The 15,452-nt window shown below is 67.7% G+C and carries 15 protein-coding genes; 12 read left to right on the top strand and 3 right to left on the bottom strand.

The window, feature by feature from the left end; all coding sequences use genetic code 11:
* The first annotated feature begins 13 nt into the window (after positions 1-13).
* The 5 genes from RTL41_RS13625 to RTL41_RS13605 all read left to right on the top strand — a co-directional run bounded on the left by RTL41_RS13625 (position 14) and on the right by RTL41_RS13605 (position 3,344).
* Positions 14-412, top strand: a complete 399-nt coding sequence (locus RTL41_RS13625; RefSeq protein WP_312165335.1) for a hypothetical protein — start codon at positions 14-16, stop codon at positions 410-412.
* Between the two features lie 148 nt (positions 413-560).
* Positions 561-1,064, top strand: coding sequence for a single-stranded DNA-binding protein (locus RTL41_RS13620; RefSeq protein WP_312165333.1), 504 nt, complete (start codon positions 561-563; stop codon positions 1,062-1,064).
* Between the two features lie 343 nt (positions 1,065-1,407).
* Positions 1,408-2,151, top strand: a complete 744-nt coding sequence (locus tag RTL41_RS13615) for a hypothetical protein (protein WP_312165331.1) — start codon at positions 1,408-1,410, stop codon at positions 2,149-2,151.
* 122 nt (positions 2,152-2,273) lie between these two features.
* Positions 2,274-2,897 (top strand): type II CAAX prenyl endopeptidase Rce1 family protein, encoded by a 624-nt coding sequence (locus RTL41_RS13610; protein WP_312165645.1) that lies wholly within the window; start codon positions 2,274-2,276, stop codon positions 2,895-2,897.
* A 234-nt stretch (positions 2,898-3,131) separates the two neighbouring features.
* Positions 3,132-3,344: a hypothetical protein gene (locus RTL41_RS13605; protein WP_312165329.1), complete on the top strand. Its 213-nt coding sequence runs from the start codon at positions 3,132-3,134 to the stop codon at positions 3,342-3,344.
* On the opposite strand, the gene RTL41_RS13600 is transcribed toward RTL41_RS13605, so the two are convergent.
* A complete protein-coding gene (locus RTL41_RS13600; protein ID WP_312165327.1) occupies positions 3,341-4,441 on the bottom strand; it encodes an AraC family transcriptional regulator ligand-binding domain-containing protein in 1,101 nt (366 codons plus the stop codon). The genes RTL41_RS13605 and RTL41_RS13600 overlap by 4 nt on opposite strands.
* 188 nt (positions 4,442-4,629) lie before the next feature.
* On the opposite strand from RTL41_RS13600, the gene RTL41_RS13595 reads away from it, so the two are divergent.
* Together RTL41_RS13595 and RTL41_RS13590 are read left to right on the top strand one after the other, a co-directional pair.
* Positions 4,630-6,189, top strand: a complete 1,560-nt coding sequence (locus RTL41_RS13595) for an arylsulfatase (RefSeq protein WP_312165325.1) — start codon at positions 4,630-4,632, stop codon at positions 6,187-6,189.
* A 117-nt stretch (positions 6,190-6,306) separates the two neighbouring features.
* Positions 6,307-7,623: an amidohydrolase gene (locus RTL41_RS13590; protein ID WP_312165323.1), complete on the top strand. Its 1,317-nt coding sequence runs from the start codon at positions 6,307-6,309 to the stop codon at positions 7,621-7,623.
* 6 nt (positions 7,624-7,629) lie between these two features.
* Here RTL41_RS13590 and RTL41_RS13585 read toward each other — a convergent pair whose 3' ends face one another.
* Entirely contained in the window at positions 7,630-9,447 is a 1,818-nt protein-coding gene (locus RTL41_RS13585) for a DUF885 family protein (RefSeq protein ID WP_312165320.1), read from the bottom strand.
* 76 nt (positions 9,448-9,523) lie between these two features.
* Positions 9,524-10,063 (bottom strand): superoxide dismutase family protein, encoded by a 540-nt coding sequence (locus tag RTL41_RS13580; protein WP_409418340.1) that lies wholly within the window; start codon positions 10,061-10,063, stop codon positions 9,524-9,526.
* Between the two features lie 99 nt (positions 10,064-10,162).
* Here RTL41_RS13580 and gyrA point away from each other — a divergent pair, with 99 nt between their 5' ends.
* The 5 genes from gyrA (at position 10,163) to RTL41_RS13555 (ending at position 15,444) form a co-directional block, all read left to right on the top strand.
* A complete protein-coding gene (gene gyrA, locus RTL41_RS13575; RefSeq protein WP_312165316.1) occupies positions 10,163-12,907 on the top strand; it encodes a DNA gyrase subunit A in 2,745 nt (914 codons plus the stop codon).
* Positions 12,908-13,033: 126 nt separating this feature from the next.
* On the top strand, positions 13,034-13,528 hold the full coding sequence (coaD, locus tag RTL41_RS13570; RefSeq protein WP_312165313.1) for a pantetheine-phosphate adenylyltransferase: 495 nt from the start codon (positions 13,034-13,036) through the stop codon (positions 13,526-13,528).
* Positions 13,529-13,583: 55 nt separating this feature from the next.
* On the top strand, positions 13,584-14,426 hold the full coding sequence (locus RTL41_RS13565; protein WP_312165311.1) for a peptidylprolyl isomerase: 843 nt from the start codon (positions 13,584-13,586) through the stop codon (positions 14,424-14,426).
* Positions 14,426-14,890 (top strand): peptidylprolyl isomerase, encoded by a 465-nt coding sequence (locus RTL41_RS13560; RefSeq protein WP_312165309.1) that lies wholly within the window; start codon positions 14,426-14,428, stop codon positions 14,888-14,890. Before RTL41_RS13565 ends, RTL41_RS13560 begins: the two co-directional genes overlap by 1 nt.
* A complete protein-coding gene (locus tag RTL41_RS13555; protein WP_312165307.1) occupies positions 14,887-15,444 on the top strand; it encodes a phosphohydrolase in 558 nt (185 codons plus the stop codon). Before RTL41_RS13560 ends, RTL41_RS13555 begins: the two co-directional genes overlap by 4 nt.
* Positions 15,445-15,452: the final 8 nt, after the last annotated feature.

The raw sequence follows: 15,452 nt of genomic DNA, 5'->3' as shown, positions 1-15,452 counted from the left end.
ATAGGCTGGTCCCATGCTGCTCCGCTCCGCTCTCGTCGCCGGTATCGCCGTCCTCGCGCTGGCCGCCTGTTCCAAGCGCACCCTGCCGCCGGGCGGCGAGGGGATCTGCTGGGTCGTCTCCAAGCAGGACGGCGAACTGAAGTACAACAAGCTGGCGACCAACGTGCCCGACCTGGAGCATTGCGCCGCCGAGCTGGAATCGATGCGCGTCCGCTTCCTGCGCATGGGCGGCTCGGTTCGCGAGGTGACGGGCGCCTACAAGGGCAACTTCATCTTCGTCGAGCGCCAGGGGATCCTGACGGCCCCGTCGCTGGAGCAGGCGCCCTATCTGGCGCTGGTGCGGACGGGGGACGGACGACTGGCCGTGCCCGGCGCCATGCCGCGTCAGCCGGAGCCTGCGCCCGCGCAATAGCCCGGGCGGCGCGACAAATCCTCTGTGGACGAAGCGCGGAACGGCGTGAACATATGCGGAACATTAACTTGATCCGCGTCCTGCGCTCGTCTAGCGTCCCGCGCTTAGGCCGCTGGGCCGCATAGCACGGAAAGCAAGGGACAAGCTCATGGCGGGCAGCGTCAACAAGGTCATTCTGGTCGGCAATCTCGGCGCCGATCCCGAAATCCGCAGCCTCAACTCAGGCGATCGCGTCGCGAACCTGCGCATCGCGACGTCGGAAACCTGGCGCGACCGCAGCTCGGGCGAGCGCAAGGAAAAGACCGAGTGGCACCGGGTGGTCATCTTCAACGACAACCTGGTCAAGGTCGCCGAGCAGTACCTGCGCAAGGGCTCGAAGGTCTATATCGAGGGCGCGATCCAGACCCGCAAATGGACCGACCAGTCGGGCCAGGAAAAGTACTCGACCGAGATCGTGCTGCAGAAATTCCGCGGCGAACTGACCATGCTCGACGGGCGTGGCGACGGCGAGCGCGACAGCAGCAGCGGCGGTGGTGATTACGGCGGCGGCTATGGCGGCGGCGGCGGCGGTTTCGGCGGCGGCCAGCGCAACCAGAGTTCAGGCCCGCGCGAAGACTTCTCGGCCGACCTGGACGACGAAATCCCCTTCTAGCAAAGACCTATACGCATTGTGTAGCTAAGTGGCTGGAATGTATTGATTCTAGCCACTTTTTTTGCACCTGCCCCTTATGACCTAGCTGTTCTAGCGTGGGTAAAACCCACCTGCAGCGAGGCGTAGATGAGTAGCGTCGCTTCTATTCGGATACCCTTGCTCCCCAGTGGTGAGCGCCTTCCGCTCCTCATCGAGCGCACCACGCGCATCCAAGACCTTGCCTGCAATGCGTCGACCCTGCGAAGCGCGGACCGGGAGGCTGCAAGGGCGTGCTTTAGCGTCGCGAGCCTTGCGCAGCTTCGTGCGAAATGCACCCTTTGCCCCACTCGAACCGGAGAAGTCGATGAAGTCGTTTCGCTTAAGCTTGATGACGGGGACGCTAGCAGTCGCCATGGGGACCGCACCTGCTCTTGCCCAAACACCAAGCTCCCTCGCGGACTTGGTCGGCGCGCGCGCCGGCCAGGCAGAGAGTGAGCTCAGCCGCCGCGGCTATCAGACGACCGACAAGTCGGAGGTGCTGGGCGATGGTCGTCTGACGTACTGGCGTCGCGGCGACGAGTGCGTTGCGATCATGACCAGCGATGGGCGGTACCAGTCGATAAACCAAGCTGGGCGCAGTGAATGCGGCTCTAACGGTGCAGGTTCGAACGCCGCCGCGATCGCCGCCGGTGTCGCGATCGTTGGTCTTGCGGCCGCCCTAGCGGCTCACAACGACCGGCACAAGGACGCCGATCAGAGCCATGACCGCGAGTATGAGCGCGGCTACCAGGCTGCCCTTTTTGGCTCTCCATACGACGACCGCCACGAGACCGAGGGCTATCATGAGGGTTATTTGGCGGGCGAAGCTGAGGCGAGCAACCGGCGATATACCAATACCGGTTGGGTTCGCGGAGCCCCGGATGTCGCGCGAGACGCCTGTTCGCGCCGTGCTGACGAGTTCCAGAACCGCCCGCGTGGCAGCAGTGTGCCGATCAGCGTGCGCGATCTGGGTCGCGGTGACTTCGAAATGACCATGGCCACTGGCCCCTATCGCTCGATCTGCACGGTGACAGCGTCTGGGCAGGTACGCTCGATCAACCCGTACTGAGCGTGTTCGGGGGGACTTCGCCGCCGCTGCCTTACATAGAAGGCGCGCCGTCGCCGCTCTCGCTTGGGCGATGGTTGGTCGTGCTGGGGTGTGCGAGCGTGGGGTTCGCCTCACTTTTGGCCGTGCCGCTGACGCTGCACGGTTGGACGGGGCGCTGGCTTGCGGTCGGTCTCTTCGTGTCGGGGCCTCTCCTGGGTCTGGCATTGGTCGCCGGCTACGACTGGACGCGGCTCTTCCGCCGGCTGACCTGGAGCCAAGTTTGGCTTGGTTTGGCCTTTGCGCCGATCGCTCTCCTGACGTCAGCGCTCGTTGCCTTGGGCGTCAATCGGTTCGGCACCACGACCGCCAATCCATCGGTCGACATGCTGGCGCATATTCCGCTTGGCCAAGCGGCGCAGTTCCTGGCGAGCGTTCCTCTCCAGTTGCTGGGAGAGGAGCTAATAACAGTCGTCGTGCTGCTCGCCGTCAGCGCTGCGCTCCTGAGGGTCGGCGCGTCCCGCGGCCCCGCGATCGCGGGCGGATGGCTGGTCTCGGCGGTCGTCTTCGGGGCGCTGCATCTGCCAACCTACCAGTGGCATGTTCTGCAGGCCCTGCTGGTCATCGGATCTAGTCGGCTCGTGCTGAGCTTGCCCTACCTGTGGACCCGAAACCTTTGGGTCTCGACACTGGCTCACATAGCCCTCGACGGGTCGCTCATGATCTTTGCACTCCTCGCGGGCATGGCGGGGGTGCGACCTGTCCCGTGATCGTGGGCGGGTCTTCAGACCCAGGCGGGGCGCGTGAAATGTCCGCTTTCCAGCCCAGCGCGAGTGTCTCCTATCGGCGCGAGACAGAGGATCCCGGATCGCGCCACGCGCGCCCTGCAGCATATGATCCAAGCGTCGCTTCGGGGCGGTCGGAGCGCGCGCTACTTGCCAGTAGGAGAGCGGCGCATCAAGGCGAAGAGAAGACTCCGAGACATATCAGGCGCGGCGCCACCAATGACCGATAACACCGAGCTGCAAATCCTGAAGGGGCCCCATGTGATCTCGGCCCAGTTCGACTACGCGCGCCGGCGGATCGTGCTTGAGATGGATCGAGACTGTTCGCTCGCCTTCGCTCCTGCCCTCTACGGCGACCTCTCGCGAGCCGCTGTTTACACGCGGCGTGCGCGCGCCTATTGGCGCCCGCCGCTCATCTCGAGCTGCGCCTAAAGCGAGCCGGGGAACGTTCCTCTGTCGCTCGAGACGTGACGTGTCGAAGCCCGGGCTTCGGCTGGCGGCCGATTGGACGCCGCGAGCAATCTGGCGCCCCCGTCGCGTCTGACGTCCCGCGGAGAGCGGCCCGTCCGATGTTTGACGAATCGCGAAAACGCGCTGCTGTCGGCGAAGGACAGCAGTTCGGCGATCCTGTAGGCGGGCAGGGCCGAAGAGCAGAGATACCGCACCGCCAGCTCGATGCGCACGGCGTCCAGCAGGTCGTGGAAGGTGGCGCCGCTCCGCCGCAGTCGGTCCTGAAGGGTTCGGCAAGGCATGCCCAGGTCGAGCGCGACGTCGGCCAGGCCGATCCGGCCCCGGGGCAGGCCCGCGCGAAGCGCCTGCGTCACGCGGCGCGGCAGGTTCTCGCCCTCCAGGATCGCCTCCCATTGCAAGGCCTCGCTCAACACCCGGCTGGCCCGACGGTCGTCGGAGGGCAGCGGGGTGCTCCAGGCGGCCGGATCGAAGACGATGGCGTTCCGATCCTGCTCGAACTGTATCGTGTGGCCGAATATCGCGGTGTGGGCGTGACGGTCCTGGGGAGCGCTGTGCCGGAACTGCGTCGTCAGCGGCCTCCAGCCTGAGCCGAGCCAGGCGCGCATCTGCAGCGTCACGAGCGCGAGGCAGAACTCCATCCCCTGGACGTCCCTCTCGCGGGCCGCGGCGCTGTCGAGCTCCACGGCCCAGGCGTCGACCTCCTGGCTTATCTGCGCGCTGATCGCCGTCATTCGAAACGCCAGATTGCTGGCTCCTGCGGCCAGGGCTTCACCTACGGTCGACGCCGTGCGCATCACGACCCACACGGGCCCGAGCATATGGAGCCCGCCGCGCCGGGCGGCCATCTGGAGGGCGAAATCCGGCGCCGCGCAGGCCTCGGCCGCGCGTTCGAGGAAGTCGAACACCGCCGGCCCGGGCAGGACGAGGCTGCCGTCGGTCAGGGCCTCGGGGGGCAGGCCGCAGGTGACCGCAAGCCCCTCCGGATCGGAACCGAGCTCCCGAATGAGCGGAGCGGCGCCTTCGAGAAAGCCGCTGTGGATGACGCCGGCTCGGTACATGACTGACGACCCATGCCTGGTTCGCGCCATTCAGGACGAGCGTTCAGCGCCTGTAACTCCGGTCGGCGCCCCACAGGCGGGCCACATGCGCCTATGGACAACTTTTTTGCGCGCCCGGACAAACCTTCAAGTTGCAGGAGTCCTACCGTCGCCCCCTGACGCGTTTGCGCAAACCAGAGGAGGACGGCATGGCTGCCAAGAAGCCGAACATCTTGATGATCTGGGGCGACGACATCGGCATGTGGAACGTGGGGGCCTACACCCACGGCATGATGGGCCGCACCCCCAACATCGACCGCATCGCCCAGGAAGGCGTGATCTTCACAGACCACTACGGCCAGGCCAGTTGCACCGCCGGCCGCGCCGCCTTCATCATGGGCCAGAACCCGATCCGCACCGGCATGACCACCATCGGCATCCCCGGATCGACCCTCGGCATCCAGAAGGAAGACCCGACCCTGGCCGAGGTGCTGAAGGTCGCCGGCTACAAGACCGGCCAGTTCGGCAAGAACCACCTGGGCGACCGCAACGAGTTCCTGCCGACCGTCCACGGCTTCGACGAGTGGTTCGGCAATCTCTATCATCTCAACGCCGAGGAGGAGCCCGAGGAGCTCGACTATCCCGGCCAGAAGGATCCCGAATACACCAAGAAGTTCGGTCCCCGCGGCGTGCTGCACGCCTGGGCGACCGACCAGGACGACCCGACCGAGGACCCGGTGTTCGGCCGCGTCGGCAAGCAGAAGATCGAGAACACCGGCATGCTCACCCGCAAGCGGATGGAGACCTTCGACGGCGAGGTGCTGGACAAGACGATCGATTGGCTGAACCGCAACGGCAAGGGCGAGGAGCCCTGGTTCTGCTGGTTCAACACCACCGCCATCCACATCTGGTCGCGGCCCCAGAAGGAGTACCTCCAGAAGGCGGTCAACGAAGGCCGCGCCGAGGAGGATCTCGTCCGCGCCAAGATGCTCGAGCACGACGAGCAGATCGGCGTGCTGTTGAAGTGGCTGGACGACAATGGTCAGGCCGACAACACGATCGTCGTCTACTCCACCGACAACGGCAACGAGATGATGTTCTGGCCGGACGGCGGCTACGCCCCGTTCCGCGGCGAGAAGGGCACCACCTGGGAGGGCGGCGTGCGTGTGCCCTGCCTGGCGCGCTGGCCGGGCGAGATCCCCGCCGGAGCCTGGTCGAACGGCCTGCAGTCGCACGAGGATCTCTACGTCACCCTGGCCGCGGCCGCCGGGCTGACCGAGCTCAAGGAGAAGCTGCTGACCGGCTACGAAGTGAACGGCGTGACCTACAAGGTCCACCTCGACGGCTTCAACCAGATCGACCACTGGAAGGCGCCCGAGACCGCGCCGTCGGCCCGCAAGGCCTACTTCTATTATGACGAGAACGAGCTCACCGCCGTCCGCGTCGGCAACTGGAAGATGCATATCGCGGTGAAGAAGGAAGGCAGTTGGTGGAACGAGCGGAGCTATCCGAACGTCCCCTATCTGTTCAACCTGCGCATGGATCCGATGGAGAAGATGGATCCGGAAAGCCATGAATGGGGCTATGCCGGCCGCAAGTTCTTCGCCCAGAAGATGTGGGCGCCGACGGTCGCCAAGCCCTACCTGGCCGAGCATCTGCTCAGCCTGCAAAAGTACCCGCCGCGGCAAGCGTCCGACACGCTCAGCCTGCACAAGGCGCTGGAGTCCGCGATGGCCAAGCTCGCCAATCCGGTCGCGAGCAGCAACTGACCGCGCCTTGGGGGTGACGGGCTATAACCGCCCGTCACCCCCCGCCGGCCGCCGCGGCGGTGGCCTTCGGCGGCGCGGCGAGCTAGACCTCGGCCACGCGCTTCCCCGGGGGGTATTATGATCAAGCTGTTCTGCGCCGCGTCGGCCGCCATCCTCGCGCTCGCCGCGCCGGCCTGGTCCGCGCCGCTGGACGTCGCTGCCGCCAAGGCGCAGGTCGCCGCGGTCATCGACCGCGACTACGGACAGCTCGACGCCCTCTACAAGGATCTGCACGCCCATCCCGAGCTGGGCTTCCAGGAGAAGCGCACGGCCGCCAGGCTCGCCGCCGAGATGCGCGGCCTGGGCTTCGAGGTGACCGAGGGCGTCGGCGGAACCGGCCTCGTGGCGATCCTGAAGAACGGCGACGGCCCCCGGGTCCTGGTGCGCACCGAGCTCGACGCCCTGCCGATGGAGGAGAAGACCGGCCTGCCTTACGCCAGCCGCGTCACCGCGACCTGGAACGGGAAAGAGACCTATGTCGCCCATTCCTGCGGGCATGACGTGCACATGGCCGCCTGGGTCGGCGCGGCCCGAGCGCTCGTGGCGACCAAGGCCGACTGGCGCGGGACGCTGGTCTTCGTCGCCCAGCCGTCGGAAGAGACCGTCAACGGCGCCAAGGCGATGCTGGACGACGGCTTCATCAAGCGCTTCGGCAAGGCCGACTACGGATTTGCGCTGCATGTCGGGCCTGGCCTGGCGGGACAGGTCTACTACAAGCCCGGCGCCGTCAGCTCGACGTCCGACAGCCTCGATGTCGTGTTCGCCGGCCGCGGCGGCCATGGCTCGATGCCGGCCGCGACCATCGACCCGGTGATGATGGGCGCGCGGTTCGTCGTCGACGTGCAGAGCGTGATCAGCCGCGAAAAGGACCCGGCCGCGTTCGGCGTCGTCACCATCGGCTCGTTCCAGGCCGGCAGCGCCGGCAACATCATTCCCGACAGCGCCCATCTGCGCGGGACCATCCGCACCCAGGACGCCGCTGTCCGCGACAAGATCCTGGCCGGGGTCGATCGGACCGCCAGGGCGGTGGCCGACATGGCCGGCGCGCCGGCGCCGGCCGTGACCATCGTTCCGGGCGGCAAGGCGGTGATCAACGATGCTGCGCTGACCGAACGCACGGCGGGCGTCTTCCAGGCCGCCTTCGGGGCCGACGCCGTGGTCCAGCCGCAGGCCGGCTCGGCGAGCGAGGACTATTCGGAATTCATCCTCGCCGGCACGCCGTCGGTCTATTTCGGCATCGGCGGCTACGACGCCAAGACCATCGCCGACGCCCAGAAGGCCGGCGCGGCCCTGCCGGTCAATCACTCGCCGTTCTTCGCGCCCGCCGCCGAGCCGTCGATCCGCACCGGGGTCATGGCCATGACCCTCGCGGTCATGAACGTCACCGCCAGATAGGCGGGATCAGGCGACGCGCCCGCCGTTGCGCGCCCAGCCGTCGAGGTGGGCGCTCAGCACCGACAGCGGGACGGCTCCGTACAGCAGGCCGGCGTCGTGGAAGGCGCGGATGTCGAAGGCCCCGCCCATGCGCGCCTTGGCCGCCTCGCGCGCCTGCACCCACACTTCGTGACCGAGCATGTAGCTGCACGCCTGGCCGGGCTGGACGCAGTAGCGCTCGACCTCGCGGGTGACGCTGGTTTCCTTGTCGCCCAGGGTGTCGACCATGTAGCGGATGGCCTGTTCGCGGCTCCAGCGCTTGTGGTGCAGGCCTGAGTCCACCACCAGCCGGGCGGCGCGGAACAGCAGCGAGGCGAGATAACCCAGCCGCCCCAGCGGATCGTCCTGGAAGGCCCCCATCTCGTCGGAGAGCTGCTCGGCATAGAGCGCCCAGCCCTCGGAGTAGCCGGAGAACAGGGGCATGCGGCGCATCAAGGGCAGGCCCTTGGCCTCCATGGCCAGCGCGATCTGCAGATGGTGGCCCGGCAGCACCTCGTGATGGACCAGGGTCGGCAGGTCTAGGCGCGGCTGCTCGGCCGTGTCGCGCAGGTTGATATAGAAGATCCCCGGCCGCGAGCCGTCGACGGAGCCGGGCTGATAGGACCCGCCGGGAGCGCCGGCCTCGATCGTGGTCGGCACGCGGGCGATTTCGACCGGGGCCTTGGGAAGGGTCCCGAAGTACTGCGGCAGCCGCTTGCGCATCGCCTCGGCCATGTCGTTCATGTCGGCCAGCAACTGCGCGCGGCCGGCGTCGGTGTTCGGATAGATCTGGTCTGGCCGCCGCCGCAGGGCCGAGATGCGCTGGCCGACGGAGCCTTGGCTCATGCCCTGTTGCCTGAGGATTTCGTCGGCCTGGGCGGTCAGTTCGGCCACGCGTTCCAGCCCCAGGCGGTGGATGTCGTCGCCGGTCATGTCGGTGGTCGTGAACGAGCGGACCGCGAACCGGTAGTAGGCCTCGCCCTGCGGCAGTCGCCAGCATCCGGCGTCGTGCGAGGCGGTCGGCAGCGCCTGTTGCTGAAGCTCGAGCTGGCGGCGCAGGGCCGGGTAGACGACCGTCTCGACGATCTTGGTCGCCCGGGCCTGCCAGTCGCCCTCCAGGCCCTTCTCGGTCGTGCGCCGGGTGAGGTTGGTCACCAGTTCGGAGGCGTCGGGCGCCGGCGCGAGCATGGCCGAGATCTGGCCCGACGTGGTGCGCAGGATGAAGTCCGGCGGCGTCGCGCCGCGCGCGAAGTCGGCGCGGGCGCGCTCGGTTTCCTGGTCGAGCGAGGGACCGAAGGCCGCCAGGCGGTCCAGATAGGCCTCGGCGTCGCCGGCCTTGGCGATCCGGTGCTGGCTGCCCAGGAAGGTCGGGATGCTGCGATAGTTCCCGCTGAGCTGCGAGACGATATAGGGGACCGCGCCGCCCACCCCCGGGTCGCCATAGGGGAATTCGTAGCCCTGGAGCGTGACGTCGGCCAGGTAGGCGGCGGTGCGGTAGTTGAGCAGGTCGCCCCCGCGCAGCGCCGCCGGATCGAACCGCCGCAGATCGGCGGCCATCTGTGCGAACAGCGCCTTCATCTTCGCCAGGCTGGCCTCGGAGCGGTCGTCGAGCCGGTGCTTGGCGGCGGCGTTGGTCCCGGTGTCGAACCCGGTCAGCGTCATGAGCTGCGGCGAGGCGATCAACGCGTCCTGCATCGCCTTGTCCAGCAGCGCGGTCAGGCGCGGGCCGTCGGCGGTTTGCGCGGCGACGGGAGCGGCGGCCAGCGAGGCGGCGCCCGCCAGCAGGAGATCTCGGCGGTTCAGCATGGCGATGATCCGGAGCGAGGTTGAGGAACCGCCGCGGACGAGGCCCGCGGCGGCCCTGGAGTCAGGGGGAGGGCGGTCAGCCGCCGGCGATGACGCCGCAGGCGATGCGCGCGCCCGCGCCGCCGATCGGCTGGGTCTGGTGATCGTCGGCGTTGGCGTGGATCACGATGGCCGAACCGTCCTTGTCGGCCAGGTCCTGGCGCCCGTCGACGCCGCCGAGCGAGACGAAGGTGCTGAAGATCTCGGCGTTCGCCGATCCGTCGGCGGCCACGAAGATGTTCGGCAGGTCGCCGGCCTCGTTGGCGTCGGGATTGAGCAGGCCGTGGACCATGGTCGGGCCGCCGTGGACGTGGCCGCCGGCCGAGGTGAAGTCGGATTTCGAGCAGTCGCCCTTCTCGTGGAAGTGGAGTCCGTGCCACCCCGGAGCCGCGCCGGTCAGCTCGATCCGCATCAGCACGCCCTTGGGCGCATTGGTCAGGGTCGCGGCGCCGATCGCATCGCCGGCCGAATTCTTCAATTCGATCCGTTGGTTGGCCGGCGCGTCTGCGGCGATCGCCGTTCCGGCGAAAAGGGTGGCGGCGAGCGCGGCGAGGGCATATTTCATGAGGTCTAGCACCTGGGTTCGGAACTCTACGGACATTTGGCCTAGCGGCCTCCGGGATGGTAACAACAGAACCTAGCTTTGTGTCCGATTCTAAACGGCTAAATCCTCTCCTTGACCGACGAAACCCATACCCCGCCGGATGACGGTCGGCGCGGGGGCATCGCCCCTATCGCCATCGAAGACGAGCTGAAGCGCTCATATCTCGACTACGCCATGAGCGTGATCGTGAGCCGGGCCCTGCCCGACGCGCGCGACGGCCTCAAGCCGGTGCACCGCCGTATCCTGTTCTCCATGAACGAGCAGGGCCACACGCCCGACCGTTCCTATGTGAAGTCGGCCCGCGTGGTCGGGGACGTGATGGGTAAGTACCACCCGCACGGCGACGCCTCGATCTACTTCACCATGGTCCGGATGGCGCAGCCGTTCTCCATGGGGCTGCTGCTGATCGACGGCCAGGGCAACTTCGGCTCGGTGGACAACGACCCGCCGGCGGCCATGCGCTACACCGAGAGCCGGATGAGCAAGGCCGCCATGATGGTGGTGGCCGACCTCGACAAGGACACGGTCGACTTCAAGGAGAACTACGACGGCACCGAGCAGGAGCCCATCGTCCTGCCGTCGCGGATCCCCAACCTGCTGGTCAACGGCGCCGGCGGCATCGCCGTCGGCATGGCGACCAACATCCCGCCGCATAACCTGGGCGAGATCATCGACGCCTGCCTGGCCTATGTCGACGATCCCGAAGTGTCGCTGGACGCCCTGCTGGACATCGTGCCCGGCCCGGACTTCCCGACCGGCGGCGAGATCATCGGCCGCTCGGGCGCGCGCAACGCGCTGATGACCGGCCGCGGCTCGGTGGTGATGCGCGGCAAGGCCGAGATCCAGGAGCTTCGCAAGGACCGCGAAGCCATCATCATCAACTCGATCCCCTATCAGGTAAACAAGGCCGCGATGGTCGAGCGCATCGCCGAGCTGGTGCGCGAGAAGAAGATCGACGGCATCGCCGACCTGCGCGACGAAAGCGACCGCGACGGCATGCGGGTCGTGGTCGAGATGAAGCGCGACGCCTCGCCCGACGTCGTCCTGAACCAGCTCTATCGCTACACCCCGCTGCAGTCGTCCTTCGCCGTCAACATGCTGGCGCTCGACCGCGGCCGCCCGCGCGAGATGAACCTGCGCGACCTGATCGTCGCCTTCGTGGACTTCCGCGAGGAAGTGGTCGTCCGGCGCGTGAAGTTCGAGCTGTCCAAGGCCCGCGACCGCGGTCACGTCTTGGTCGGCCTGGCCATCGCCGTGGCCAATATCGACGAGTTCATCCACATCATCCGGTCCTCGAAGGACCCGGCCGAGGCGCGCGAGCGCCTGGTGGCCAGGGACTGGCCGGCCGGCGACATGCTGCCGCTGGTGGAGCTGATCGCCGATCCGCGCACCCTGGTGATCGACGGCGCCCTGATCCGGCTGTCGGAAGAGCAGGCCCGCGCCATCCTGGCCCTGACCCTGTCTCGCCTGACCGGCCTCGGCCGCGACGAGATCTTCGGCGAGGCCCGCGAACTGGCCGACACCATCCAGGGCCACCTGACCATCCTGTCGGCGCGCGCCAACGTCATGTCGATCGTCCGCGAGGAGCTGGTGGCCGTGCGCGACGCCTTCGCCGTGCCGCGCCGCTCCGAGATCGTCGACGGCGACGCCGACGTCGAGGACGAGGACCTGATCGCCCGCGAGGAGATGGTCATCACCGTCACCCACGGCGGCTATGTGAAGCGCACGCCGCTGACCACCTACCGCACCCAGCACCGGGGCGGTAAGGGCCGCTCGGGCATGGCGACCAAGGACGAGGATGCGGTCACCCGCGTGTTCTCGGCCTCGACGCACACGCCGATGCTGTTCTTCTCGTCGGGCGGCAAGGTCTACCAGCTCAAGGTCTGGCGCCTGCCGGTCGGCAATCCCAACTCGCGCGGCAAGGCGTTCGTGAACCTGCTGCCGATCGAGCCGGGCGAGAGCATCACCTCGATCCTGCCGCTGCCCGAGGACGAGGCGGCCTGGGATCAGTACGACGTGATGTTCGCCACGCGGTCGGGCAACGTCCGCCGCAACAAGCTCTCCGACTTCCAGGGCATCAAGCGCAACGGCAAGATCGCCATGAAGCTGGACGACGGCGACCAGATCATCGGCGTCGGCCTCTGCAACGCGGCGCAGAACGACATCCTGCTGACCACGGCGCTGGGCCGCTGCATCCGCTTCGCCACCGAGGAGGTGCGGGTCTTCGCCGGCCGTGACTCCACCGGCGTCCGCGGCATCCGGCTGGCCGAGGGCGACAGCGTCATCTCGATGGCGATCCTCCGCTCGGTGGAGGCTTCGCCGGCCGAACGCGCCGCCTATGTGAAGCACGCCAACGCCATGCGCCGGGCCACCGGCGACGAGGTCGACGAGGTCGCGCCGCCCGACGACGACGAGGCCGAGGGCGACGTCACCCTCAGCGTCGAGCGCATCGCCGAACTGGGGGCGGCCGAGGAGGTCATCCTGACGGTCTCGACCGAGGGCTTCGGCAAGCGGACCTCGGCCTACGAGTTCCGCCGCACCGGACGGGGCGGGCAGGGGCTCCTGGCCCAGGACCTGACCAAGAAGGGCGGCCGCCTGGCCGCGTCGTTCCCCGTCGAGGAGTTCGACGAGATTCTGCTGGTCACCGACCAGGGCCAGTTGATCCGCACGCCGGTGAACCAGGTCCGCATGGTCGGCCGCAACACCTCGGGCGTCACGATCTTCCGCACCAGCAAGGACGAGCACGTGGTTTCCGTGGAACGTCTGGCCGACCAGGGCCAGGACGATTCCGAAGACGATGGTGACGCCGGGGAATAGGCCGTCCGCGCACCTGCGCCGCACGCAACCGCTGGTTCAGCAAGCGGTTGCGTGTGAGATTTGGGCTTGCTTTCACCGCCTGTGCCGGTGAAATCCTGTTGCACCGCAACAGGGGGGAGACGTCGAATGACGCGTGTGGGGCTCTATCCGGGAACCTTCGACCCGATCCACAATGGCCATACCGACATCATCGGTCGGGCCGTGAAGCTGGTGGACAAGCTGGTCATCGGCGTGGCGATCAATGTCGGCAAGGGACCCCTGTTCGAGCTCGAAGAGCGCGTCGCGATCCTCCAGGCCGAAACCGAGCACCTTCAGCATCGCGCCGAGATCATCGTGCAGCCGTTCCAGGGGCTGCTGATGCACTATGCCCGCGAGATCGGGGCCCAGGTCATCGTCCGCGGCCTGCGCGCGGTCGCGGACTTCGAGTACGAGTTCCAGATGACCGCGATGAACCAGCAGCTCGATCGCGAGGTCGAGACGGTCTTCCTGATGGCCGATCCGCGCCACCAGGCGATTTCGTCCAAGCTGGTCAAGGAGATCGCGGTGCTCGGCGGCGACATCGGCAAGTTCGTCAGCCCGCGCATCAAGGACGCCTTGATGGCCAAGGTCAGCCAGGCCTGAACGACCAGGTTCCGACGGGGTGGCGATCTCGCGCTTTGCCCGCTACGAGTGGCGCATGATCCGTTCCCTGTTGCTCACCGCCGCTGTCCTGGCGATGGCGGCGCCCGCCGCCGCTCAATCTCCTCCCGCCGCCGCGCCGTCGGCTGCCGACTGGCGCACGCCCAATCCCGACGACCTGCTGGTGATCGACACCAACAAGGGCCGCATCATCGTGGAGATGACGCCCGAGGTCGCGCCCGCCCATGTCCAGCGCGTGAAGGAACTGACCCGCGCCGGCTTCTATGACGGCCGCAGCTTCTTCCGGGTGATCGACGACTTCATGGCCCAGACGGGCGATCCCGAGGACAAGGGCACGGGCGGCAGCGACAAGCCGGACCTCCAGCAGGAATTCCTGTTCCGCCTCGGCGCCGACGCCGGCTTCGTGCAGGTCGCCGACCTGAACGTCAGCCAGGTCGGCTTCATCAAGTCCCTGCCGGTGATGAGCCAGAGCCCGATGCTCATGGCCATGACCGCCGACGGCAGGATTTCGGCCTGGCCGCTCTATTGCCCGGGCGTCGCCGCAATGGCCCGCGGCCAGGGCGAGGACAGCGCCAACAGCCAGTTCTTTCTGATGCGCCATGCCTATCCGTCGCTGGAAAAACGCTACACCGGCTGGGGCCGGGTGATCGTCGGCCTCGACGTCGTGCGGGCCATCAAGGTCGGCGAACCGGTGGCTCCGCCGCAGGACAAGATGGACAAGGTGCGCATCCTGGCCGATATCCCGGCCGCCGAACGCCCCAAGGTGCGCGTGGTCGATCCAAGCAGCGCCTGGTTCAAGGCCGAGATCGAACGCGTTCGCGCCAGCCAGGGCCCGTCGTTCTCGGCATGCGAGATCAAAATCCCATCGGAGGTGAAGTGATGGACCCGGAAAACACCCTTATCCTGACCCTGGACACGGGTACGGTGACGATCAAACTCCGCCCCGACCTGGCCCCCGGCCACGTGGAGCGCATCAAGGAACTGGCGCGCGAAGGCTTCTATGACGGCGTCGTCTTCCACCGCGTCATCGACGGCTTCATGGCCCAGGGCGGCGATCCGACCGGCACCGGCACCTCGGGCTCGGACAAGCCGAACCTGAAGGCGGAGTTCTCGCGCGAGCCGCACGTCCGCGGCGTGTGCTCGATGGCCCGCACCTCGGCCCCGCACTCGGCCAACAGCCAGTTCTTCATCTGCCTGGACGACGCCACCTTCCTCGACGGCCAGTACACGGTCTGGGGCGAAGTGGCCGAAGGCATGGACGCGGTCGACGCCCTGCCCAAGGGCGAGCCGCCGCGCGCGCCCGGCAAGATCGTCTCGGCCCGAGTCGCCGCGGACGTGGCGTGACGCCGACGCTGGAAGCGGCGTATGCCCAGCCGCATCGCCGCTACCACACGCGGGCCCATATCGAGCAGTGCCTGGCGCTGCTCGATCAGGTTCCCGACCTGACCGAGACCGAACGCCAGATCCTGACCTTTGCGATCTGGTGGCACGACGCCGTCTATGATCCGGCCGCATCGGACAACGAAGCCCGGAGCGCGCAGATGGCCCGGGCCGACCTGCGCGACTTCGACCTTTCCATCCACGCGCGGGACGAGGTCGCGCGCCTCATCATGCTGACCGCCGGGCATGAGGCGGAGGAGGGCGACCGGCTCGGCGAGCTGCTGGTCTCCATCGACTTGGCCGTCCTCGGCGCGCCGGCGGACCGCTACGACGCCTACGCCCGGGCGGTGCGCGAGGAATACGCCCACGTTCCCGACGAGCTCTGGCGCGCCGGCCGCGCGCGCGTGCTGCAACGCTTTCTCGACGCGCAGGTTATCTTTCCCGATCCGGCCTTCGCCGAATGGCTGGACGCACAGGCGCGGGACAACCTCTCTCGGGAGCTCGCGTCGCTGAGCTAGGGAGATAA

The sequence above is a fragment of the Phenylobacterium sp. genome (assembly GCF_031984885.1).
Taxonomy (GTDB): Bacteria; Pseudomonadota; Alphaproteobacteria; order Caulobacterales; family Caulobacteraceae; genus Phenylobacterium.
This window is presented reverse-complemented; position numbering and strand designations above follow the sequence as displayed.